At 60.1% G+C, this 22,343-nt stretch carries 23 protein-coding genes and 2 pseudogenes; 20 read left to right on the forward strand and 5 right to left on the reverse strand.

Annotated features, from left to right (window positions below; translation table 11 throughout):
* The 4 genes and pseudogenes from PWM43_RS15375 to PWM43_RS14185 form a co-directional block, all read right to left on the reverse strand.
* Positions 1 to 90: pseudogene (locus tag PWM43_RS15375) on the reverse strand (DNA-binding response regulator); the annotation flags it as partial.
* Entirely contained in the window at positions 87 to 3,164 is a 3,078-nt protein-coding gene (locus tag PWM43_RS14175; protein ID WP_289843165.1) for an efflux RND transporter permease subunit, read from the reverse strand. The gene PWM43_RS14175 and the pseudogene PWM43_RS15375, both read right to left, overlap by 4 nt.
* Before the next feature lie 7 nt (positions 3,165 to 3,171).
* Positions 3,172 to 4,368, reverse strand: coding sequence for an efflux RND transporter periplasmic adaptor subunit (locus PWM43_RS14180; protein ID WP_289843166.1), 1,197 nt, complete (start codon positions 4,366 to 4,368; stop codon positions 3,172 to 3,174).
* Complete coding sequence (locus PWM43_RS14185; protein ID WP_289843167.1) at positions 4,365 to 5,714, reverse strand: TolC family protein; 1,350 nt, start codon at positions 5,712 to 5,714, stop codon at positions 4,365 to 4,367. The genes PWM43_RS14180 and PWM43_RS14185 overlap by 4 nt, the downstream gene beginning before the upstream one ends.
* Positions 5,715 to 6,222: 508 nt before the next feature.
* Here PWM43_RS14185 and PWM43_RS14190 point away from each other — a divergent pair.
* Both PWM43_RS14190 and PWM43_RS14195 read left to right on the forward strand, forming a co-directional pair.
* Positions 6,223 to 8,265, forward strand: coding sequence for a ParB/RepB/Spo0J family partition protein (locus PWM43_RS14190; RefSeq protein WP_173574952.1), 2,043 nt, complete (start codon positions 6,223 to 6,225; stop codon positions 8,263 to 8,265).
* A 137-nt stretch (positions 8,266 to 8,402) separates the two neighbouring features.
* Positions 8,403 to 9,605, forward strand: a complete 1,203-nt coding sequence (locus PWM43_RS14195) for a DUF932 domain-containing protein (RefSeq protein ID WP_173574951.1) — start codon at positions 8,403 to 8,405, stop codon at positions 9,603 to 9,605.
* 77 nt (positions 9,606 to 9,682) lie between these two features.
* Here PWM43_RS14195 and PWM43_RS14200 read toward each other — a convergent pair whose 3' ends face one another.
* Positions 9,683 to 9,976, reverse strand: coding sequence for an HU family DNA-binding protein (locus PWM43_RS14200; RefSeq protein ID WP_173574962.1), 294 nt, complete (start codon positions 9,974 to 9,976; stop codon positions 9,683 to 9,685).
* 74 nt (positions 9,977 to 10,050) lie between these two features.
* Here PWM43_RS14200 and PWM43_RS14205 point away from each other — a divergent pair, with 74 nt between their 5' ends.
* The 18 genes and pseudogenes from PWM43_RS14205 to PWM43_RS14290 all read left to right on the forward strand — a co-directional run bounded on the left by PWM43_RS14205 (position 10,051) and on the right by PWM43_RS14290 (position 22,342).
* Entirely contained in the window at positions 10,051 to 11,133 is a 1,083-nt protein-coding gene (locus tag PWM43_RS14205) for a DUF7146 domain-containing protein (protein ID WP_173574950.1), read from the forward strand.
* 314 nt (positions 11,134 to 11,447) lie between these two features.
* Positions 11,448 to 12,383, forward strand: a complete 936-nt coding sequence (locus PWM43_RS14210; protein WP_289843168.1) for a DUF2493 domain-containing protein — start codon at positions 11,448 to 11,450, stop codon at positions 12,381 to 12,383.
* A 536-nt stretch (positions 12,384 to 12,919) separates the two neighbouring features.
* Positions 12,920 to 13,135, forward strand: coding sequence for a hypothetical protein (locus PWM43_RS14215; protein ID WP_212376280.1), 216 nt, complete (start codon positions 12,920 to 12,922; stop codon positions 13,133 to 13,135).
* 18 nt (positions 13,136 to 13,153) lie between these two features.
* On the forward strand, positions 13,154 to 13,477 hold the full coding sequence (locus PWM43_RS14220; RefSeq protein ID WP_166928337.1) for a DUF736 domain-containing protein: 324 nt from the start codon (positions 13,154 to 13,156) through the stop codon (positions 13,475 to 13,477).
* 341 nt (positions 13,478 to 13,818) lie between these two features.
* Complete coding sequence (locus tag PWM43_RS14225) at positions 13,819 to 13,971, forward strand: hypothetical protein (RefSeq protein ID WP_212376277.1); 153 nt, start codon at positions 13,819 to 13,821, stop codon at positions 13,969 to 13,971.
* Positions 13,972 to 14,184: 213 nt separating this feature from the next.
* A complete protein-coding gene (locus PWM43_RS14230) occupies positions 14,185 to 14,412 on the forward strand; it encodes an XRE family transcriptional regulator (RefSeq protein WP_456304283.1) in 228 nt (75 codons plus the stop codon).
* 11 nt (positions 14,413 to 14,423) lie between these two features.
* Positions 14,424 to 14,702: a DNA -binding domain-containing protein gene (locus PWM43_RS14235; RefSeq protein WP_212376275.1), complete on the forward strand. Its 279-nt coding sequence runs from the start codon at positions 14,424 to 14,426 to the stop codon at positions 14,700 to 14,702.
* A 132-nt stretch (positions 14,703 to 14,834) separates the two neighbouring features.
* Positions 14,835 to 14,975, forward strand: a pseudogene (locus PWM43_RS14240) (transcriptional regulator domain-containing protein); the annotation flags it as partial.
* Complete coding sequence (locus PWM43_RS14245) at positions 14,947 to 15,600, forward strand: DUF2285 domain-containing protein (protein ID WP_289843169.1); 654 nt, start codon at positions 14,947 to 14,949, stop codon at positions 15,598 to 15,600. The pseudogene PWM43_RS14240 and the gene PWM43_RS14245, both read left to right, overlap by 29 nt.
* Before the next feature lie 109 nt (positions 15,601 to 15,709).
* Positions 15,710 to 16,960, forward strand: coding sequence for a cation:proton antiporter (locus PWM43_RS14250; RefSeq protein WP_289843170.1), 1,251 nt, complete (start codon positions 15,710 to 15,712; stop codon positions 16,958 to 16,960).
* A 193-nt stretch (positions 16,961 to 17,153) separates the two neighbouring features.
* The gene (locus PWM43_RS14255) at positions 17,154 to 18,158 is read left to right on the forward strand and encodes a type II toxin-antitoxin system VapC family toxin (protein WP_212376267.1); all 1,005 of its coding nucleotides are present in this window, start codon (positions 17,154 to 17,156) and stop codon (positions 18,156 to 18,158) included.
* Between the two features lie 227 nt (positions 18,159 to 18,385).
* The gene (locus tag PWM43_RS14260; RefSeq protein ID WP_018307952.1) at positions 18,386 to 18,679 is read left to right on the forward strand and encodes a helix-turn-helix transcriptional regulator; all 294 of its coding nucleotides are present in this window, start codon (positions 18,386 to 18,388) and stop codon (positions 18,677 to 18,679) included.
* Positions 18,679 to 19,734, forward strand: coding sequence for a replication initiator protein A (locus PWM43_RS14265; protein WP_212376264.1), 1,056 nt, complete (start codon positions 18,679 to 18,681; stop codon positions 19,732 to 19,734). Before PWM43_RS14260 ends, PWM43_RS14265 begins: the two co-directional genes overlap by 1 nt.
* On the forward strand, positions 19,731 to 20,369 hold the full coding sequence (gene parA, locus PWM43_RS14270; RefSeq protein ID WP_212376261.1) for a ParA family partition ATPase: 639 nt from the start codon (positions 19,731 to 19,733) through the stop codon (positions 20,367 to 20,369). Before PWM43_RS14265 ends, parA begins: the two co-directional genes overlap by 4 nt.
* Positions 20,366 to 21,109 (forward strand): DNA-methyltransferase, encoded by a 744-nt coding sequence (locus tag PWM43_RS14275; RefSeq protein WP_212376258.1) that lies wholly within the window; start codon positions 20,366 to 20,368, stop codon positions 21,107 to 21,109. The genes parA and PWM43_RS14275 overlap by 4 nt, the downstream gene beginning before the upstream one ends.
* Entirely contained in the window at positions 21,106 to 21,348 is a 243-nt protein-coding gene (locus PWM43_RS14280; protein ID WP_212376255.1) for a ribbon-helix-helix protein, read from the forward strand. The genes PWM43_RS14275 and PWM43_RS14280 overlap by 4 nt, the downstream gene beginning before the upstream one ends.
* The gene (locus PWM43_RS14285; RefSeq protein WP_212376252.1) at positions 21,345 to 21,809 is read left to right on the forward strand and encodes a DUF2840 domain-containing protein; all 465 of its coding nucleotides are present in this window, start codon (positions 21,345 to 21,347) and stop codon (positions 21,807 to 21,809) included. The genes PWM43_RS14280 and PWM43_RS14285 overlap by 4 nt, the downstream gene beginning before the upstream one ends.
* Entirely contained in the window at positions 21,806 to 22,342 is a 537-nt protein-coding gene (locus PWM43_RS14290) for a S26 family signal peptidase (RefSeq protein WP_212376249.1), read from the forward strand. The genes PWM43_RS14285 and PWM43_RS14290 overlap by 4 nt, the downstream gene beginning before the upstream one ends.
* Position 22,343: the final 1 nt, after the last annotated feature.

A 22,343-nucleotide genomic window follows, 5' to 3' on the forward strand; every position in this document is an offset into this window, starting at 1 on the left:
GAACCAGTCGACGACATGTCCGGCCTGGCGGACGCGGTCTCTTACGGCCGAGCCCAGAGCGGGTTCGTCTTCGATAATCAGGATTTTCATGCGATGCGATTTTTCATGATACGTGCGTAGAGAGAGGGCAGCACAAGCAATGTCAGGAGTGTCGAGGAGATCAGACCACCAATGACGACGGTCGCCAGAGGGCGTTCAACTTCGGCACCGGCACTGGTCGAGACTGCCATGGGAATGAAACCAAGACTGGCGACCAGCGCTGTCGCCATGACCGGCCGGAAACGTTCTTCCGCGGCTTCATACGCGGCACGAGCAGCATCCCGGCCTGCCACGCGCAGGGAATTAATGGCGGTGACGAGTACCACGCCATTCAGAACCGCCACACCGAACAGCGCAATAAAACCGATCCCCGCGGAGACGCTGAATGGCAGGCCACGCAGAGCGAGGGCCAGGATGCCACCTGTCGCGGCAACTGGCAGATTGACGAAAACAAGCCCGGCCAGCCAGACGGAATTCAGCGCAACGACAAGCAGGGCAAAAATCAATACCAATGCAATCGGCACGACAACTCCCAGACGTGCCATGGCTGACTTCAGGTTCTGGAACTGACCCGCCCACACGATGCGATAACCGGGAGGCATGGTGATTTTTCTGCTGACTGTCTTCTGTGCTTCGGCAACAAAGGAACTGAGATCTCGCCCACGAACATTGGCCTGCACGATCAGACGACGGCGGATATTATCCCGGCTGATGCGGGGAGGACCGTCCTTTACAGAGACCTCCGCAATTTCTGAAAGCAGGACCGCTCCACGGCCATCGGCGCGGCGTACCCTCAGGCGGGCAATCTGGTCACGTGTGCCTGCTTGGGCTGGATCGAAACGGACCTGCGTGCTGATCAGGGCGTTACCAACTGTGACCGGCCGTCCAATATGACCACCGACTGCTTCGACCACGTTCAGAAGTTCCTGCTGGGAAATACCCAGCCGTGCCGCCTTTCGACGATCAATGTCGATATGGATGAAAGAAACGGTGCCGTCTCCCTGTGGAGCCACGTCAGCCGCACCGGGAATGGTTTTCATGACACTCGCTACCCTGTCCCCCAGCCGCGCCAGCGTAGCGAGATCATCCCCATAGATCGAAACGGCAATCTGGGTCCTGACACCGGACAGGAGGTCATCCATCCGCATCTGCACGGGCTGGCTCCATGACTGCCCCATTCCGGGCAGTTCAGTGCTCAGCACCTGACTCATCGCCGTAACGAGCCCCTCCTGCGTATGCGCCGTGGTCCACTGTGATGGTGGCTTCAGAAAAATGAAACTGTCTGTCTCGTTAACGCCCATCGGATCAGTAGGAATGGCTGATGTTCCTGTATTGCTGACAACGCTGGTGACCTCGGGAAAGCGACGCAGGATACGCTCCTGAAGGCTGACTTCCTTCAGAGCCTCGGGCAGTGAAATACCGGGCAGTCGCGTCGTTGTCACAGTCAGGGCACCCTCGTCCAGAGATGGAATGAACTCCCCACCCAGATGCAGACCGATATAGACAGAAAAAGCAAAAATCGTGAAAGTTGTGCCAAACAGGGTCCGTGGTCGGTTTTCACACCAGTTCAGCATGGGACCATAACCACGACGAAGAAAAGCAACCAGACGGGTATCGTCATGATGGCTTGCAGACCTCATCGCCAAAGCCGCAATCACCGGTATCCCGACAATACAATAGAGCAGAGAGGCCAACAGCGCCATGATGACCGTCTGCGCCATGGGGCGGAACATTTTGCCCTCGATATCCTGCAATGTCAGGATCGGCAGGTAGACCATCACAATGACAAGAATACCGAAACTTACGGGACGGAGTACTTCGGTTGCCGCTGAGACTGCGAGGGAAGCCAGCGGTGTATTCTGCCCACTGGCCCGGTCACAAGCGCGATGGGTCATGAGATTTTCGACCACGACGAGAGAACTATCGACGATCATGCCGAAATCGATGGCGCCAAGACTGAGTAGATTGGCGGAAATTCCGAACCATCGCATGCCAGCCATTGCACAGACGAGCGCAAACGGGATGACTGACGCGATGACCAGTGACGCCCGCCAGTCACCGATCACCACGATCAGAACACTGATGACCAGGAGTGCTCCAACGACAAGATTTTCTTTCACGGTCCTGATGGTGCTGTCTGTCAGCGTTGAACGCACGTAATAAGAGTCAAGCGTCACACCTTTAGGAAGAGATTGACGAATGCCGGGAAGTGCTGCTTCGATGGCGGCTAAGGTGGTGTCGGAACTCGCTCCCATGCGCATCATGATGACGCCAATGACAACCTCGCCCTGACCATCACGGGTGACGGCACCCAGTCGTGTTCTCGGTCCCATGGAAATGTGCCCGACATCCCGCAGGAAAATGGCGGAACCGTTAGTGTTGGCCCGGACGGGAATGGACCCAAAGTCATCAAGTGAACCGATCAGGCCGCGTCCGACAACGATCTGCTGTTCTTCACCATGCTCAATCCATCCACCTCCTGATGCGGAGTTATTGCCATCCACCGCCCGGAAGACGTCATCAACTGACACACCCAGTGCCATAAGGCGGGCCTGATCGAGAGCGACCTGAAATGTCTGTTCGGCACCACCGTTCACGTTCACGTCCACGACGCCCGGAACCAGTTTCAACTGCGGTGCGACAGTCCATGTCATCAGACGGTTCAGATCCATCAGCGAATAACCGTCGCCTTTGATCTGCAACTGCATGATTTCACCAAGCCCTGTAGCGAGTGGCCCGATATTCACACTGACTCCCGGCACAGATATCATGCCTCTGGCCTGCTGAATCCGTTCTTCCACACGAGCACGGTCAAGATTGATGTCCGTCTCATCCGCGAACTGGATGTAAACGACCGAGACTCCTGAACGGGAGACCGACCGTAGATCTGTCATCTCCGGGATGCCGGCCATACTGGCCTCGATCGGAAAGGTGATCAGCCGTTCGACTTCTTCCGTAGCGAGGCCGGGAGCAACAACGGAAACGAGCACCTGCCGGGGCGAAATGTCGGGCACGGCTTCCACGGGAAGGCCACGCACGATCATACACCCGGCGATGAATGTCAGGAAGATTACCCCAAGGACTAGCCAGCGTCGGGTCTGCAGGGCGGAGAGAACGCTACGCATGACGCTCTCAGTCTCCATCATTCATATCTGACACCAGCATCACCGCCTTCAGGGCGAATGCGCCTTGCGTTACGATCCGCTCACCTGCGGAGAGGCCAGAGGTAATGACTTTCTGTCCATTGCCCGTAGCACCAACATGCACTTCCTGTGGCCGAAACCGGTTTGGACTCACCGGCACAAATACAGTGCTTACGCCGTTGATTTCTGTGACAGCGTTCTCCGGCACAATGATGCCTGCCGTCTTTTCGCGTGTTGGCAGATGGGTATTGAGAAACATGCCTGGATGAAGACTGCCATCTGGATTGGGGGCCGTGCTTATGACGCGGACGAGGCCTGTGACCGGATCCGCCATGCTCCCTACCGAAGTTATTTTCGATTTCAGTAATGTCGTCCCTGTGTCCGATGTGAGTTCGGTGGTCTGCTCGCCGCCCTGGACCACCTGAGCGGCATCCTGAGGCAGGATGTCAGAAACAATCCATACCGATGACATGTCTGTCAGGCCTATCAGTTCCGTCGCAGGGGAAATGTCGTCAGCAACGCCAACGAACACACTCTGTACTTCTGCTGTGGTCGGGGCAATGATTGACGATGTCTCGTCCAGCGGACTGGTCTGGGCTTTATCTGATTCCGTAACGGAGTTGTATTCTTCTTCAAGTTGATGCTTCAGCGTATCTACATCAGCCTGTCGGGCTATAACATCGTCTTTTGCTGCCTGGAATATGGCCAGGCGACGCCTGGTCTCTCCTGCTGCAACTGTTGTTCCTTCCAGTTCATGCCCCCGGTGGTAGGCTGACGCTGCATTCTGAGAGGCCGCATACGCTGTCGTCAGTGCCGCCTGTGCTCTTGTCATTTCAAGGCGGACCAGATGTAATGAATGATCCTGATAGGTAAGAAGCGTCTCTCCTTTATGCACATGCTGACCAGGTACCGCAGCAACATTCAGAACTTTACCGGACCCTGCTGGGTGAATACGGACGACATGCCCCGCCTCGGCTGTGACGGTTCCCATTGCATCCAGATTTTTTGCGAGTGTACCACTCCTTGCGATCGAGATTACCAGAGCAGAATTCTTCTGCGCCGCCTCTCCCATTACGACAGTCGGCGCACTGCCGGCGGCTCGTGCAGGCGGCTCAGTAATGCGAAAAATAATCATGACACAGAGTAAATATTTCCAGTCTTTCATGGAGGCAGATGAAATAGTCACTGGAATTCTCCTGCGGCGATCAATGTTCGTATGATGGCAGCGTGCCAGGCAACTTCCGCCTGATTGCGGAGCTGCAAAGCACTGCTGGCAGCGGATCTGGCTCGTAACAGTTCGACCAATGATGTCTCACCGACCTGCCATGATCGATTCATCTCATTTGCGCGCCTGTTCATATTCTCAGCGGACAGAACAGAATTTCTGAACATATCTTTCGTGGCCGTCAGATGAGAAAAAACCTGAGCAAGTTCCTGCCTGACATTGCGGCGAGCCTGCTGCTCCTGACTGATAGCCGCTGCCAGCTTGTTGCGGGCGTCCGCTTCCATGGGAACGTTGCGGACATCGCTGGGAAGCGGGATGGAAACTGTTACCCCCACGCGGTCGTCCCACGGGCTGCCATACTGTTTTTCGTGAACTGCAGCTACGCCAACTTCAGGGTTCGGCATGAAAGAGGTTTTGGCGAGATGCACGCCAGCTTCTGCTGTATGCACGGCCTGACGGGCGGCGCTGACGCGAGGATCATTATTTTCGAGGGCTTCGGCAGAGAAGAGTCCGTGATGCGCTAACGCCACATTGTCAAATGAGAGGATATCGGGGACGGCCGGGCGACCCAGCAAGATACGAAGCGCTGAGGTCGCTGTCTCGACCTGCTCTTCAGACTGGGAATATTCATTGGCTGCATTTGCGATTTCAGAAGCGATGATCTGCTGATCGGCAAGAGTCATCTCCCCGATGTGCTTCCCATGGATTACTGAGGCCCGGATTTTTTCCAGTGTGTCTTTCTGGATGCGTGCGATTGCCAGTCGGCGCTGAGCCATAACGACGTTGGCTGATGTATCCAGAACTCTCATGGCCACCGCCATTCGCGCCACATGCAGCCGTTCCTGGATGGTAAGCGCTTCTGCTCTGGCAACTCCCACAGTTGCGCTACCTTGTCCAGGAAGCCAAAAAGGAACAGACACACCACCCTGGTAGGTTGTGTATCCTTCGTTGCTGCCTATGGCATGATCATCGAAATACTGACCCGAGACAGTTGGGCCGCCGGCAAACCAGGAACCGGCTGCTTCTGCTCTTGCTGCTGCTGAGCGATAGTTTGTATTCAGTTCAGTCCGACTGGGATCGGCAGCCCACGCTGCTTCAACAGCTTGGGCGAACGTAATATTTTCTGCTTTCGCTTCTGAAAGTAGAATAGGGGAAAGTAAAATAAATAAGATATAATATATATATGTATGTTTTATATTTTTTCTCATTTTTTTTGATCTGGAGCGCGAACCCAGATAATAAACATCACGATCACACATAAAATTATGCTGCCTGTATGTATTAACACGTGAAAAAAACTGCGACATGTCCGATATCATACCAGATGAAGCTGACAGTTCGCTGAACGGCATCACTGAAATGAATACAGCAGAGAACATAAGTGGTGAGGGGGGGGATATTTAAGTCGAAACGGATGCATTCAACCCTATGCACGGAAAATAGACGGATATCGGTATTTTATGCCAAAGAGTATATTCGCTGATGGAAAATTTTTTCGGATTTTTGTTTGAAATAGAAGATTGACTTCGAAGAATTCGATGTTTTTATCTTCCTTTTGAGAGGCTAAGGCAAATTGGCTCTGGGGTCGTAGACTACTTATTGGACTGTTTTAACTACAGGTCGTTTACCTGTGCTTTACGCTTTCTGTCGCCTTTGCGCACATAGCACGGATGGTTGTTGACCTTATCCTACCGGAAAAGTGGGTGGGGGGTTGTTTCGGTGTGAACACCAGAGTCAGAGGGCTGCGCGAATTTTCGTGACGGGTTGAGAGGGTAGGGGAGAGTCTCCTGTCCGCCCGTCATGGAGCTTTTCGCCATGGCGACCGCTATTCCCAAAATCAGCCTGAGTTCGTCCCGCGACATCCCGTTCAACCGGCTGGTGCTGTCCCAGTCCAACGTGCGACGCGTGAAGTCCGGCCTGTCGATTGAGGAACTCGCCCGCGACATCGAGCGCCGCGGGCTGCTGCAGAGCCTGAATGTCCGTCCCATGCTTGATGGCGAAGGGGCCGAGACCGGCACTTACGAAGTCCCAGCCGGCGGACGGCGCTTTCGCGCGCTCGAACTGCTGGTGAAGCAGAAGAAACTGGCGAAGACCGCCCCGGTGCCCTGCGTGGTGCGCGAGGCCGGGTCGGCCATTCTCGCCGAGGAGGACTCTCTGGCCGAGAACGTCCAGCGGCTGGCCCTGCATCCGCTGGACCAGTTCCGGGCCTTTCGTGACATGCTGGAGAAGGGCATGTCCGAGGAGGAAATCGCAGCAGCGTTCTTCGTCGCACCGGCCGTGGTTAAACAGCGTCTGCGGCTGATGACCGTGTCCGACAGGTTGCTTGAAATCTATGAGCAGGACGGGATGCGGCTGGAACAGTTGATGGCCTTTTCCATCAGCGATGATCATGTCCGCCAGGAACAGGTCTGGGAGATCGTGTCCCAGAGCCATAACCGCGAGCCCTACGTCATCCGCCGCATGCTGACGGAAAAGACCGTCCGGGCATCGGACGCGCGCGCCCGCTTCGTCGGGCTGGACGCCTATGTCACGGCCGGTGGCCACATCATGCGCGACCTGTTCGAGGCAGACGACGGGGGCTGGCTGCAGGATCCGGCCATTCTGGACCGGCTGGTCATGGAAAAACTGCACGCTGCCGCCGAAGATATTCGTGCCGAGGGCTGGAAATGGGTGGAGACGGCCCTGTCATTACCGTGGGGGCACACACGGCAGTTCGCGGAAATTGATGGCACGGAAGTGTCGCTCTCCGACGAGGAAGCCGCCCGTCTCGAAGTCCTGCGTGCGGAGCAGGAAACCATCGAGGCCGAATATGCCCAGGCCGATGAATATCCAGACGAGGTGGATGCAAGGCTGGGCGGGATCGAACAGGCCATCCTTGTCCTGGAGGAACGACCTCTGGCGTTCGATCCTGCCGACATGGCGCGGGCAGGCGCTTTCGTCAGCCTCGCCAGCGATGGCACATTGCAGGTGGAGCGGGGCTTCGTGCTGCCCGAGGACATGCCGACCGAGCCCGAAGAGACCGATCATGCTGCGTATAATGGGCGGGATGAACGTCTTGCTGATGATGGCGGTGACGGGGGCAGAGGGGGAGATAGCACTTCTCCCGACGTTGAGCCCGAGGAAGAAGACGGGATCAAACCACTGCCTGACCGGCTTCTCACCGAACTGACGGCCTGGCGCACGCTGGCCCTGCGGGATGCCTTTGCCAGCAATCCGCACATCGCCCTGACCGAATTCCTGCACACACTGGTACGCGATGTTTACTGGCAGACACCGGGGGCTGACTGCCTTGAAGCCTATGTCCGGGAAATCCCGCTGCCCGTTCATTCACCTGACATGCCGGGCAGTGTGCCAGCCCATGCGCTGCGTCAGCGTAACGAGGGCTGGAAGCACGATCTGCCTGAGGACGAGGATGCGCTGTGGCGCTGGATTGCCGGGCTTGATGATACCAGCCGCATCGCCCTGCTGGCCCATTGCCTGTCCTTCGGCGTTAACGCGCTTTATGAGCGCATGCCCTCCTATGGCGCGGTGTCCCAGCGCAGCGTGACCGAGCGCCTCAAACGGGCAGACCGCCTGGCATCGGCCCTTAGCCTTGATCTGGTGGAGGCGGGCTGGCAGCCGACCGTCGAGAACTATCTCGGCCGGGTGACTAAGACGCGTATCCTGCAGGCGGTGCGGGAAGCGCGCGGCGATGAGGCGGTCGAGCGCATTGCGCATCTGAAGAAGCCCGACATGGCCCGCGAGGCCGAGCGACTGCTTGATGGTTCGGGCTGGCTGTCTGAGACGTTGCGCACGGCAGGAGGCGCAGAGCAGGTGCCGGTTGAAACGGCAACGATGGACGCTATCGCTGCCGAGTAGCCTTTATGAGGTTTGGAACTTTGAGACAGCGGCTTCCGGTGCCCGGAAGCCGCTTTTTTCATGTCCGGCGCCCCGGAAAGAGGGAGAGGGCGGCTTCGCCTTTTGTGCCGAATAACCGGCATAGAGGAGAGTTTTCCATGACCACGACCACCATCCTGCCCCCTGCGTCCCGTGGCGCCGCGTCCGGTGGCTTCCGGATCGATCCCTCCCGTGGCGGCCGCAATGCCCGCGTGTCTTCGGAGTGGTTCTCGCGCCCCGATGACGAGCGTTACCTGTCCCTGTCCGATTTGCACGCCGCCACACTTGCCCGTGCCGAGCGCGCCACGGCCCGCACGGTGGAAAGCCGTGCCATCCGCGTCGAGGCCAGCCGCGACAAAGCCGAACGTCTCACCCTGACCGTGCCGGGGCAGAATGAGCCGATCGCACCCACACACTGGTCGTTCGGCCAGATGTGCAGCCTTGTCGGCGCACCCTCGTCCTACCTGCGCAATCTTCCAGCGCCACTCGCGGCGATCAACCTGCAGCATGGCCTGCTGTCGCATCGGGCTGAGCTGGTGAAAACGCTGGAAACCGAAGACGGGCGCGTCGAGCTGCGCGCCGTAACCGGTCCCGATTACGGCCGCATCTGGGACCACGAACTGGTGGGCGCGGTGCGCAAGATCGCGGGCGATGGTACGGGCGATACCAACTGGAAGGTGCCGGGTGTCATCGACTGGGCGACCATGACCCACAATCCTTACGTCGATATCACCAAGGAAACCACGACGCTGTATGCGTCAGACAGGGACGTGTTCTTGTTTCTGGTCGATGATATGCATCCGATCGAGGCAGGACGTTTGCCCAATGGCGATCCTGATCTCTATTTCCGGGGCTTCTATGCCTGGAACAGCGAGGTCGGCAGCAAAAGCCTCGGCATCGCGTCATTCTATCTGCGTGGAGTATGCCAGAACCGCATGCTGTGGGGTGTGGAAAATTTCGAACAGATCACGATCCGGCATAGTAAGTTTGCAGCATCCCGTTTCGTGCACCAGGCCACGCCGGCGCTCCGGAGTTTCGCCACGGCCAGTCCGGCCTCGTTCATCTCGGGCATTCAGGCCTCGCGTCGCGCTCTGGTGGCGAAGAACGATGATGATCGTGAAACGTTCCTGCGTCGTCGCGGGTTCTCAAAACCGGAAACCGCGAAAATCATCGAGACGGTGTTGAACGAGGAAGGGCGCAAGCCCGAGAGCGTGTTTGATTTCGTGCAGGGGATTACGGCGCTGGCGCGGACGAAGACCAACCAGGACACACGGCTCGATCTGGAGGGCAGGGCGCGCAAACTGATGGAGAAGGTCGGATGAACGCGCCCATCATCAGAAACCGGCATGATGGGGAAGGGGCGGCGGACGAGGTCCGCCGCCTTTTGCCTGTCGGCAGGTCAGTCGTTCAGGCTGTCCTTGAGCGCCTTGGCAGGCGTGAAGGCCAGCTTGCGCGAGGCCGCGATCTGGATGGTCGCGCCCGTGGCCGGGTTGCGGCCTTCACGAGCGGCGACTTCTTTCATCTTGAACTTGCCGAAGTTCGGCAGGGTGATTTCGTCACCCGCTTTGGCAGCAGCGGTCATGGTCTCGATCAGCGCGTCCAGCACCTTGCGGGTATCGGTCTTGCTCGTGTCGGTGGTGGTGGCGATATGATCGACCAGATCGGCAATCTTCATGGGACTATCCTTCGTTATCTGTCGGGCCGAAACCCGCTGCTCCTGCCGTTACGGGGGAATTATGGCGTCTTCAAGCCTGCAGGGAGGGTGCAATGACAGACGCGCACGCATGGGACGCTGGCGATCTGGCCCGCAGGCTGGCCGAGAACGCCGAAGCGGTGTGTCGCCATTACCTCTCGGCCGGGCGACGGCATGGCAATTACTGGCTGGTCGGCGACGTTCATAACACGCCGGGACGGTCGCTCTATGTCCGTCTGCATGGGGCACCGGACGGCCGGGGCCGTGCGGGAAAATGGACGGATGGCGCGACAGGGCAGCATGGCGATCTGCTCGACATCATCCGCGAAAGCCTCGGGCTGCTGGATTTTCGTGATGTCGCCGACGAGGCCCGGCGCTTTCTCTGCCTGCCGCAACCACAGCCACGACCGACCTCTGATCGCGGTCGTTCCGATGCGTTCGGGCGGCATGACGCTTCCCCGCAGGCATCAGGAACCGCTGATGCGGCACGAAGGCTCTGGGCCATGTCCCGCCCGATTGCCGGGACGCAGGCGGAAACCTGGCTGCGCCATCGTGATCTCACCCGCCTGACGGACCTGTCGTCGCTGCGTTTCCACCCGGACTGCTATTATCGCGCCGATGCTGACAGCCCGACCGAGACCTGGCCTGCCATGATCGCCGCTGTCGCCGATCTCGAAGGCCGTGTGACCGGTGTGCATCGCACCTGGCTGGCGCGCGATGGACGCGGCAAGGCGCCTGTCGAAATGCCTCGCCGGGCCATGGGCGACCTGCGCGGTAATGCCGTGCGCTTTGGCACGGTGTCCGACGTTCTGGCGGCAGGCGAGGGGATCGAGACGGTGCTCTCGCTCCACGACGTCATGCCCGATCTGCCGCTGGCCGCGTGCCTGTCCTCGGCCCATCTCGCCGCCATGACATTTCCGCCTACGTTGCGCCGCCTCTACGTGATGCGCGATGACGACCCGGCCGGAGACCATGCGGCGGCGACCCTGATGGCCCGGACGCAGGAGGCCGGGATCGACTGCCTCGTGCTGTCACCGCGTCTGGCGGATTTCAACGATGATCTGCGCTATCTCGGGCGCGGGGCGATGCGGGCGATCCTGCATCCCCAGCTTGCCCCGCAGGACGTGGCGCAGTTCCTGCATTCGTTCACGCACTGAGGCGGGCCGGGAAGGGGGTGTGCGGGTTATCTTCTTTCCGGTGTGGTGCGGGGCTGTCCTGTTTCCGGATGGGGCGCGCCCGCGGCCTTTTCTGGAGGGGAGCGGGCGTCAGCCAGGCCGGGCCTGCAATGGCGGAGCCGGCTATTTTCCGCCGCGCGTGCTGCGCTTTGCATCGCGAAACAAAATAGCCGGCTCCCTACCATCCTCCACTGCGTTCCGGCCGCGCGTTGCGCGGTTCCGGCCCGGCCTTCGTCTGCCGCTTTCCGCCCCCGGAAAGGCCGCGAGGGGCGCGGCCAAGACCGGAGGACAGACCCATGACCCGCACACAGGACGATTTCGAACCCGCACACGCCACCTCTTCCACCGCCCATGTGCTGGCGGAACTCCAGCTTTATGGCCACCGTCCCTTCGAGGACGAGCCGGACCCGAGGCCCTTGCCTGACGCCAGCCAGATCGAGGGTGCGGTTGCCGATATCTTCGACGCCCTGTCCGCCACGCTGACCGACACAAGGCTGGAACCCGATCTCGAACCGCTGCTCTGGTCCACGGTCAACGTCTTTCACCGCATGGTCGGGCAGGTGGAGCGCGATCTGGATCGCAACGAGGCGGCACAGAAACGCAGCCAGCAGGAACAGGATGGCAGCGAGATTCGCTCCGTGGAACTGGAACGCCTTATCGCCGAGGGCTTGACCCTGCTGGAGCGACGCAACGCTTACGAGATCTTCCGCGACCTCGCCTGCGACCAGTTCGAGCGCCTGACCATGTCGCCCTGGCGACCGCGTTCTGGTTCGCTGGTCAGCCGCAGCACCCTGACGGCATCGATGATCGACAGCCGCGATTTCCTCAACGCCCGCCGCAAGGCCGAAACCGAACTGCTCGTGCCTCCCGGACCAAAGGTCGCGGTCACCGGCGGGCTCGATTACGAGGATCATCACCTGATCTGGAACCGTCTCGACAAGGTGCGAGAGAAGCACCCTGACATGGTGCTGCTGCACGGCGGTTCGCCGAAAGGAGCGGAATTCATCGCTTCCCGCTGGGCCGATCATCGCGAGGTCGCGCAGATCGCTTTCAAGCCGGACTGGAACCGGCACGGCAAGGCCGCCCCGTTCAGGCGCAACGACGCTCTGCTGAAAGTGCTGCCCGTCGGTGTCATGGTGTTTCCGGGATCGGGCATTCAGGACAATCTGGCCGACAAGGCCAAACAGATGGGTATCCCGGTCTGGCGCTTCCGCAGGGAGGCTGGCGCGTGAGCGCCACTGTTTCTTTCGACCATATCCTTGAAACGATGAGTGCCGCTCGCGATTTTTCGCGTAGTACCGATCGATCAGAACTGTCCGTCGGGCTCCCTGTTGCCTGCGCTGCCGGTTGAAGCAAACGGGATTGACCGCGCCCCCGGAAGGCCCCACCCGGAGAGATCGGGTGCGGGGTGTGACCTCTTTCCCCATTCCGGCGGCGGGGACGATGGATGAGGGAGCGGTGGTCCCCTTCCTCGTCGGTGAACAGGTCGAAACAGCCGTGGCGAAGGAGGGATCGTCCAGCGGGCAACCGGCTGGCCAGCCTTCGTTGGAACGACGGGTCCAGAGGATGCGGCCCGAACCGTTCGCAGCAGGGACGCAGCAGTCGGGGGCGGGTGTCTAGCCGCGATCCGCGCGACCAGCATGGAAGACGGTCGCACCGGGCGAGCGCGATATCCTCCTGTGTCGTACGTTCCCCACCTGTCGGACCGGTCATGCCGGCATCGTCTCTCCATGAGGCTGGCGGGTCCGCACACCATGGCCTCGGTCGGATGGCTGATCTAGCCGAAGACCGGCTGCGCCTCGATCGGCTGGCCGCAACGGCGTTCCAGAACTTTCTTCCCCTGCCGGCTGCGCCGTCATTCCTCGCGAGACAAGAAAGTTCCGGCCCTGCCGTCCTCCGCTGCGCTGCGGCCCTGAAGGGTGCTCTGCCGCTCGCCTCCGGCTGGTCGATCGCCATCGAGGCCACGGTGGTCGCGGCCCGATAACAGCATGGAGATACGACAATGGCTAACATCGGTTCCTTCAAGAAGGTGGGCGAAGGCTTCGAAGGCGAAATCGTCACCCTGGCCCTGCAGGCCCGTAACGTCCGTCTGGTGGCGGAAACCAGCCGGGCCAACGACAACGCCCCCAACTACCGCGTCTACCTCGGACGGGTCGAACTCGGGGCCGCATGGACCCGCCGCTCCAACGAAGGCCGCACCTATCTGAGCCTGAAGCTGGACGATCCCTCCTTCGCCGCCCCGATCTTCGCCAACCTGTTCACCGACGAGGAAGGGGAAGGCTACACCCTCATCTGGACCCGGCCCCGCAGCCGGAACGGGGAGTAAGCTCCCCACCACCAACCCCGCCCGGTCTCCCCGGGCGGGGCCTTCCGGCGCTTCTTTTCCAACGTGCTCCTCCGGGGCGCGGGCGGCAGCGCTGGTCGCCCGACGTGAGACGCAGGAGGAACAGAGGCTTTCCCTCAGCCTTCCCATTGTACCATGCACGAGGGCGCACCGCGTCAAGGACACGTGGTCCCCCCAATTTTGCCCAACGTACCCTTCGGGCACGCCGAACAAAATCGGCTCCCCCACGCGCCGGCGAGCCGGTCGCCTGCGGCGATCCCTGACCCGCTCCGCCCCGGCATGAGCCGTCCGTCCTGTCTTCGAGAAACGAAAGGAGCAGGACGATGACCACGCACCACGACCATATCCAGATGCTGCGCGCCGAACTGACCAGCTTTCACCTGAGCCGCCGCGAGCGCCGAGAGATCGAGCGCGAACTCAAAGAGGCGCTTGCCCGATGTGCGGCAGAGCGCCACGACGAGCCGGCCCCCGCATAGCGCGGGGGTCTTTTCGTATGGTCGCCCGTGCCATCGGAAGCCAGACGCCGATTTCCCTTTGCCATCATCCTGAAAGAACGGTGTTGAATATCCATAATACGACTATTATAGTCGTATTCCTGGTGTGCTGGCTTTGCGTGTCGGATGTGATCATGAATGATCACTGGCCGACAAGTAAGGGCGGCACGGGCACTCCTGAACTGGACACAGGAGATGCTTGCTGAAAAGGCCCTCGTAGCATTGACCGCGCTCAAGCGCCTTGAATCCGAACGCGGTCTTGGCGTTCATGAGGGCACGACCGACCAGGTCCGCCGCGCGCTGGAAGCGGCGGGCATCCTGTTCATCGAGTCCGGACAAGGACGCGGCGTCATGTTTCTTCACGAGACTTCCGGCACCGAAACGCGGCAGGCTAGGGTGCGTCGCGTTCGTTCTCCGACCTGATCGGAACCATCATGCAGCAGCCTCCGCTCGACCCGTCCGTCGCCGACAGCGCCCCGGAAGCGTCCTGTCTCACCGGCTATGACGAACAGCACCTCATCACCTATCTCCGCCTGCTGGACGCCGAGGCCGATGGCGCCGACTGGCGCGAGGTGGCTCGCATCGTGCTGCACCGCGACGCCACAGTTGACCCCGAGGGCGTCTACCGCTGCTGGCACAGTCATCTGGCGCGGGCGCACTGGATGACCGAGCATGGCTACCAGCATCTCCTGCGCGGCGGTGCGCCCCACTGACATCCTGAATCGTTGCGTGACCTGCAAGACCTGTTGCAGGACCGGGGCGTAGCGGGCAACGGGACGGTCTGGCATACTCTCGCGAGCAAGTGCTTGCCCTGTTCCCACCCGTTACGCATCGGAGACGACGCCATGAGCCGCGCCAACTGGCGGTCGGCGGGCGCGTACGAGGGCCTGCGGTCGCTCGACGCCCCTGCCTTTGCCTTGCAGTTTGTCAGTCGCAATCGGGACTTTATCCGCGATCGTGCCGCCCTTCAGCGCGCCGCGCGCCGGGCCGCGCTGTCCACGTCAGACGCCGACGCCTTCGCCCGGCGCTGGGGGTTGCGATTTCGAGAGTGTCCTCACGACCCTCGATCCACGCACCGCCCTCTGGACTGTTGCGGTATCGCCGGCCGTGATTGCGGTTGCCCCCCTGCCGACAGCACTGGCTGACGCGGCGTCTCGTCCGCTCTCCCTCGCCCGGGCAGGACTGCCGCCCGACATGGCGGAAGAAGTGCTGGTCGAGCGGGGGGAGACGATCCTGCGCCTGTACGTCCTGCCGCCTGACGGGGCTCCGGTCGGCGTGTTGCTGCCGTTCGACGCATTGTTCGAGGTACGCGTCCAGGCCGCCTTGCGGCTCTGGCGCGTGCTGATAGATCGGCGTCCCGGTCGTGATCCGGCCCGCCTGTCATCCGATCGCATCCGCAGGCTGATCCTGGCGCTCCGTACGCTTGACGGTCTGGACAGCGGGGTATCGCAGCGCGAGATCGCCGGCGTTCTGTTCGGTCGGGAGGTTTCCGCTGGGGACTGGCTTTCGCACGATCTGCATTTCCGCATGAAACGGCTGGTACGTTTTGCGCGGGCGCTGCGCGACGGAGAATACCGGCGTTTGCTGTTACATCCATTCCGGGGGCGATAGGACGACTCGTCCTTTCGTGTGCCACTTCACAGACAATCAAGACTTTCGAGAAGCAGCCAGCATCCGGTTTTTCTTGACGTGGGGGACGGCAACGGCCAGCGGTGAAGGCATGGATACCATCAGCCTCCTCGCTCTGCTTCTGACCATCTCGGCAGGATTCAGCATTCTCAATCACCACACGTTTCGCCTTCCTGTGACGATCGGCGTGCTGGTCTTCTCACTGCTGGCTTCCCTGCTGGTCATGATCCTGAATCCATTGATACCGGCCTATGACCTTCAGGCTCTCCCACGGTCTGTGCTCGGAGCGATCAAGCTCCCCACGGCCCTTCTGAATGGCGCGCTGTCTCTGCTTCTGTTTGCCGGGGCCACACAGGTAAACGTTGGACATCTGCGCGCAAAGCTTGCCTCTGTGGCCGCCCTCTCTGTTTTGGGAACCGTTCTGGCCGTTGCCTTTCTGGCGATCGCGGCATGGTACGTCTTCCCCCTGTTGGGCCACGCCATTCCTTTTGCATGGTGCATTGTGCTCGGTGCCATTCTCGCGCCTACGGACCCGGTTTCAGTTGTGGGAATGCTGAAACGTCTGGGTTTGCCGGGACCACTTCAGGCTGTTTTTGCAGGTGAAAGCCTGTTCAACGATGGCGTGGGCGTGGTGATTTTCGGCGTCACGATCGGACTGGCGACCGGGGACAGTCTGGGAGTTACCGCCTCCGAGATTGCTCTGAGCTTTTGCCGCGAGGCGATTGGTGGCGGTCTGCTGGGCGCACTGACCGGATGGATTGCGCTCCATGTGCTTAAGGGACAGCGGGATTCGCATATCGATCTACTGACGTCGCTGGCTCTGGCGACCGGAACCTTCAGCATTGCCAACCAACTTGGCATGTCGGGGGCTATTGCCGTCGTAGTGGCGGGACTGTGCTTTGGAACAAGCTATAGCCATTCCGTTTTCGATGAGGCATCCCGAAAGGAACTCGACGTCGCATGGACACTCATTGACGAGGTGCTGAACGTCCTGCTGTTCATGCTGATCGGCTTTGAAATCCTGGAGATCACGCCGCATCTGTTTACGGTGCTGGCGACACTTGCCGTGATCCCGCTGTCCATTGCCGTGCGGGCATTGAGCGTGCTGTTTTCAACGCTTCCGGTTCATCTCAGGCAATGGGAACAGGGCCGGGTTCTTGGGATCCTGACCTGGGGTGGTCTGCGTGGCGGCATCTCGGTTTCGCTGGCACTGGGATTGCCACCCGGAGACTTGCGCGACCTGTTGTTGCCGGTCTGTTACGGCGTCGTCGTGTTCACCATCATCGTGCAGGGACTGACCATGGAGCGGGTTGCCCGTAGGCTTTATCCGGCATCCGTCTAAGTGGTAATTTCGCTTGTTTCACTTCGGTCAACATGATGCGACGTGGTTGTCGCGCTACCATGGAGCGTCGATTTTCCGTTTCCAGTATTTATTTGTCTACTGAAATAACATGAATGAGAAATACAATGTATAATATACAAATACTTTATTTAAAAACATAGGTTTGATTTTAACATTAGGAGAAAATTTAAACATGCCAAATCGGATTGATAGGAAATCACCTATACGCATCATGCTGGATACAAACATTTGGAGTGAGTTCGCTAAAGCTGACGTAGGTCCTGATTTGCACCGGGCTATTAAACGTACCAATAATATTATTGTCGTTCCACCACTAATTCTTTTTGAAGCTCTAGCAACCCCCGCTGATGAGTATCGTCGTCGATTAGTAAGGTTACTTACTATGCCCACTTGGACACGCCTAATGCCAGAGGCTTACACTTTATCTCAGGAAATTATTTCAGAAGTTAAGCGGTTGCGACCCGAGTGGCTCCGTCATGAACCCAAAACTCAACGCTTCCATAAGCTACGTTATGATTGGACGCGAAAGACCAGAGGATTCTGGGAGCGAGCACGTTATCGTTCGGAATTACTTAGAAATGCATTACGGGAGGATGGTGGATGGCCCCGTAATTTACTCGAAATGGCAAGGAAAGATTATGCTGATCAACGAAGCCTAAGTAAGGAGCAAGGCATTCGTGATATTGGTTCACTCAAAAATTGTGAGGGAACATTTCCAGCCCCTTTGCCCGAAGGGATCACAGATGAACCTATTCAATGCTGGAGGATACGTTCGTGGGCTTCTGTAACAAGAGCGCTGGCATATCCTGAACACCCTCTTGGTGAATGGTTAACGCCTTTTCTTGATTTTGATCGGATGCAGTTTTCTTTGGCATCGTGGAATCGTTTTTGGTTGCGAGAAGTCAATGAAAAACAGATGAAATGCTTCTGGTTACACTATGCTTTCGAAATGCTGCAGTCCGTACAAAAAGTAACACCTGGGACGCCTGCTGATGCAGCGTTGTCCGTCTATCTCTGTGAAGCTGACTTGGTTATATCTGCAGATAAAAATTTTATACGAAACATTGATGGAGTCAGGAATGATGCACCATGTGGAGTTCCTATTGCAAGAATAGTACAAGGCGGATCGTCTGGTATCCAGGAGACCTTGGATATCGTAAATAATTGTTATTTATAAATATAATAATTTAATGAATTGTTATTTATTTTTATAAATTATATTTATTAAATACTTCCAATATGACTTATATTCGCGGTAGGCATACCGTGATTTTTCACCTGTCACGGACCGATCTCATGCCTCTGCGAGATCGGTCCTAGTTCCGAACCTACCCGCTCCGCCACGCTGATCCTTGCTGGCCGCATTTGTCCTGCGGCCCCAGACAGCGATCACGGAGCCACATCATGTCCGCCAATTACAGCGACCTGCCGCCGCGCTATCTGCGCACGCCCGACGCTTCGCGCTTCGTCGGGCTTTCCATTCGCACCCTGGAAAAACACCGGATCTACGGCACCGGCCCGCGCTATTCGAAGCTCGGCGGTCGTGTGGTCTATCGGGTCGATGAACTACAGGCCTGGGTCGAGAGCGGGGCACGCGCCCACACCTCGGACACCACCGCCGGCACCGTGTCGGCTGCTGCGCGGCAAAGCCCGCTGATCCCGCCGACATCGCCGACCTCACGTGGGAACCGCCGCTGATGTCCCCGATCGGCAGGGCGCGTTCGGAGCGCGAGCAACTGGAACTCTTCCATGCGATTGCGGGAGATTTTGCGCCTCGCGACGCCCAGGATCTGATGGCGTTCCCGTTCTTCAGCCTCGCCAAATCTCCCCGCATGGTCCCGATCGATTACCGGACCCCGGATGTCACCATCCGGGTCGAGGCTTCCGCCGAACATGGCATGGCCACGATCTGGGATGCCGACGTGCTGATCTGGGCCGCCAGTCATCTTGTTGCCGCGCGCGACGCCGGTCGGCGCACGTCGCGGCTGATGGTGGCCAGCCCGCGCGAGATCCTGACTTTCATCGGCCGGGGCGACAGCGCGCGGGATTACGAGCGGCTGGAAGCGACCTTCGACCGGCTGCAATCCACCACGATCAAGACCTCGCTGCGGCAGACCGGCAAGGGGCAACTGCACCGCTTTTCCTGGATCAACGAATGGAAGCGACATACCGCGCGGGAAGGCCGCACCCGCGTGATCGAACTGATCCTGCCCGACTGGTTCTACCAGGCGGTGCTCGATGACGCGCTCGTTCTGACCATCGATCCGGCCTATTTTAACCTCACCGGCGGTCTGGAGCGCTGGCTCTATCGCATCGTGCGCAAGCATGGTGGTCGTCAGCGCGCGGGCTGGGCCTTCGGCCTTCGCCATCTCTACGAAAAATCCGCCAGCCTTTCCCCCTATCGCCGCTTTGCCTTCGAACTGCGCGAGATGGCGAAACGGCAGCCCTTTGCCGGCTATCGGCTGTCGGTGCGCCCCGACCGTAACGGCAATGACTCGCTGGCCTTCGCGCCTGTCAAATTATCCACAGGTACCTGTGGACAGGCTGTGAATTCATCCGTGCTATCAGTTGTGGATTTATCCGTGCCATCACTGCCACGGCATCCGTGCTATCGTTTGCGGAAAACGCCGAATCACGACGTTGAATCAAACGGTTATGGCACCCTTAACTTAGAATCTAACTTAAAAGAGTCTAACTTTAAGGATGTTGGCCCCCCTGCCGATCCGTGGATAAGCCCCGGAGAGGGGTCATGATCGTGGCCCTTCTCAACCAGAAGGGCGGCGTCGGCAAGACGACGCTGGCGCTGCATCTCGCGGGCCAATGGGCTCGGGAAGGCCGGCGCGTGACGGTCATCGATGCTGACCCGCAGGGCTCGGCGCTGGACTGGTCGGCGCAGCGCGCGCGGGAAGGACTGCCCCGGCTGTTCGGCGTGACCGGCCTCGCACGCGACACACTTCACCACGAGGCGCCCCAACTGGCTCAGGGGGCGGATCACGTCGTCATCGACGGTCCGCCGCGGGTGGCGGCATTGCTGCGCTCGGCCCTGCTGGCCGCCGACTTGGTGCTGCTTCCCGCCCAGCCCTCGCCCTTCGACGGCTGGGCCTCGGCCGAGATGCTGCGGATTCTGGAGGAGGCGCGGCTCTTCCGTCCCGACCTGCTGGCCCGCTTCGTGTTGAACCGTTGTGCCGCACGCACGGTCATCGCCCGCGAAACCCGGCTGGCGTTGGTGGGACATGAGCCAGCGGCGCTCATGGCGCGGATCGGCCAGCGTGTCGCCTTCGCCGATGCCGCGCGCACCGGCCGCCTGGTCTGCGACCTGCGCCCGCATGGGATTGCCGCCCGTGAAATCGCCGCTATGACGGCTGAGATCGGGGGGCTGGTGCCATGACCCTTCTGACCGGCGACAGTGCGCTCCTGATGCCCTGGCATGGTCCCTACGACATGATCCTGGTCGATCCCCCCTATGGCGATACGTCGCTCGCCTGGGACCGGCGCGTGGTGGACTGGCCGGGCAAGGCACTCGCGGCCCTGAAACCCAGCGGCTCGCTCTGGGTCTTCGGCTCGCTGCGGAGTTTCCTTGCATCCAACGCGGCATTCCGGAACGCTGGCTGGAAATATGCCCAGGAACTGGTCTGGGAGAAGCAGAATGGTTCCAGCTTCCATGCCGATCGCTTCCGGCGCGTACATGAACTGATCGTCCAGTTCTATCGCGAGGATACGGCCTGGCGGGCCGTCTACAACGCGGTCCCGACCACGCCCGATGCGCGGGCGCGCACGGTGCGGCGGAAACACCGGCCGCCCCACATGGGCCGGATCGATGCCGGCCATTATGTCAGCGAGGATGGCGGCCCTCGCCTGATGCGCTCCGTGATTCCGGTCCGAAATACGCATGGCCGCGCCATTCATCCGACCGAGAAACCGGTTGCCCTGCTGGAAATCCTGATCCGCACGAGCTGCCCACCGGGCGGTCTGGTGGGTGACTGGTTTGCCGGATCGGGCGCGGCCGGTGTCGCCTGTCGATTGGCTGGCCGGCGCTATGTCGGCTGCGAGATTGATCCGGTGATGGCGCAGAAGGCGCGCGACCGCATCGCCTCCGTGCTGCCGCTCGGCGAAGGAATTTCGCCATGACGGAACATCGCACGCCGCCCGGCTTCGCGGCGCGTCCTGCCGATCCTGAACGCTGGGTCAGGGCGCCGGAGAAGCCTGCGACCACCAACCGCTTTACCGCCCGGCTGACCATCGACGTCACGCCGGCGCTGCGCGGACGGCTCAAGGTCGCGGCGTTCCAGCGCGGCATCACGGTCGCCGACATGCTGCGCGCGCTGCTGATCCGTGAGTTCCCCGATACTTCTGGAGATGTGCCATGAACGACACCCTCGCTCATGTCGAACTGACCTGGATCGAGAAGCGCATCGAGCACTGGATCCGCTTCGGCTCTGTCGCCCATGAGCAGATTCTCGATCGTCGGCGGCGGATACTGAGCTTTCCGCCGGACACCGTGTTCGCCTTTCTGCGCTGGGCGGCGAACGATTACGGCACGGTGGTGTCCTGCATCGACATCGTGCGCGTCACCCGTCCCGGCGAGCCCTATCAGACGGTACCGTTCGTGCGCCCCGGTGGCGAGAGCCTGCTGCGCCAGAGCGGCTGGCCGAAGGTCCGCCTGGTGCTCGAAGCCGTCGATCATATCGAAGCCATCGGCATCGACCCCGTCGATGTGGCCCCCGACCATTGGCGGCATCTGCACAACCGGATGCTCGCCGGACAGGCGTCACGCCCCTACACGCGCGACCGCCATCAAGCCTGGCTGCGCCGGAGGGCGGTATCATGACGCGCTTCGGCTGGTTCTTCACCACCTATTTCGCAATGCTCGGTGCTGGCACGTCATTGGTGATCCATCCGGCGCCCCGGCTGATCTGGAACGTCACCGCCAGCACGCCGGTTGGGCTGTATCGCCTGCAATCGGTAAGCACCCTGCATGTCGGCGACCTGATCGCGATCCGGCCGCCTGCCGACGTCGCCGGAACGCTGGCGCGCGGTGGTTATATGCCCTTCGGTGTGCCGTTGCTCAAGCCGGTCGCGGCACTACCAGGGCAATTGGTCTGCCGGATCGGCGCTGCTGTCACCGTCGATGGCATGGTGCTCGGCAATGCGTTGCCCCGCGATCATCGCGGCCGTCCGCTGCCGGTCTGGCAGGGCTGCCGGCATGTCCTGCCCGGCCAGATTTTCGTCATGAACCCGGCAGTCCCGACCAGTCTCGACGGTCGCTATTTCGGCGTCCTGCCGGTCGACACCGTGCTCGGCCGCGCGCAGCCGCTGTGGCTCGCGCCATCACCAATTTCTCCCAACCTCAAGCAGAAATGAG

Source organism: Brytella acorum, from assembly GCF_029309905.1.
GTDB lineage: Bacteria > Pseudomonadota > Alphaproteobacteria > Acetobacterales > Acetobacteraceae > Brytella > Brytella acorum.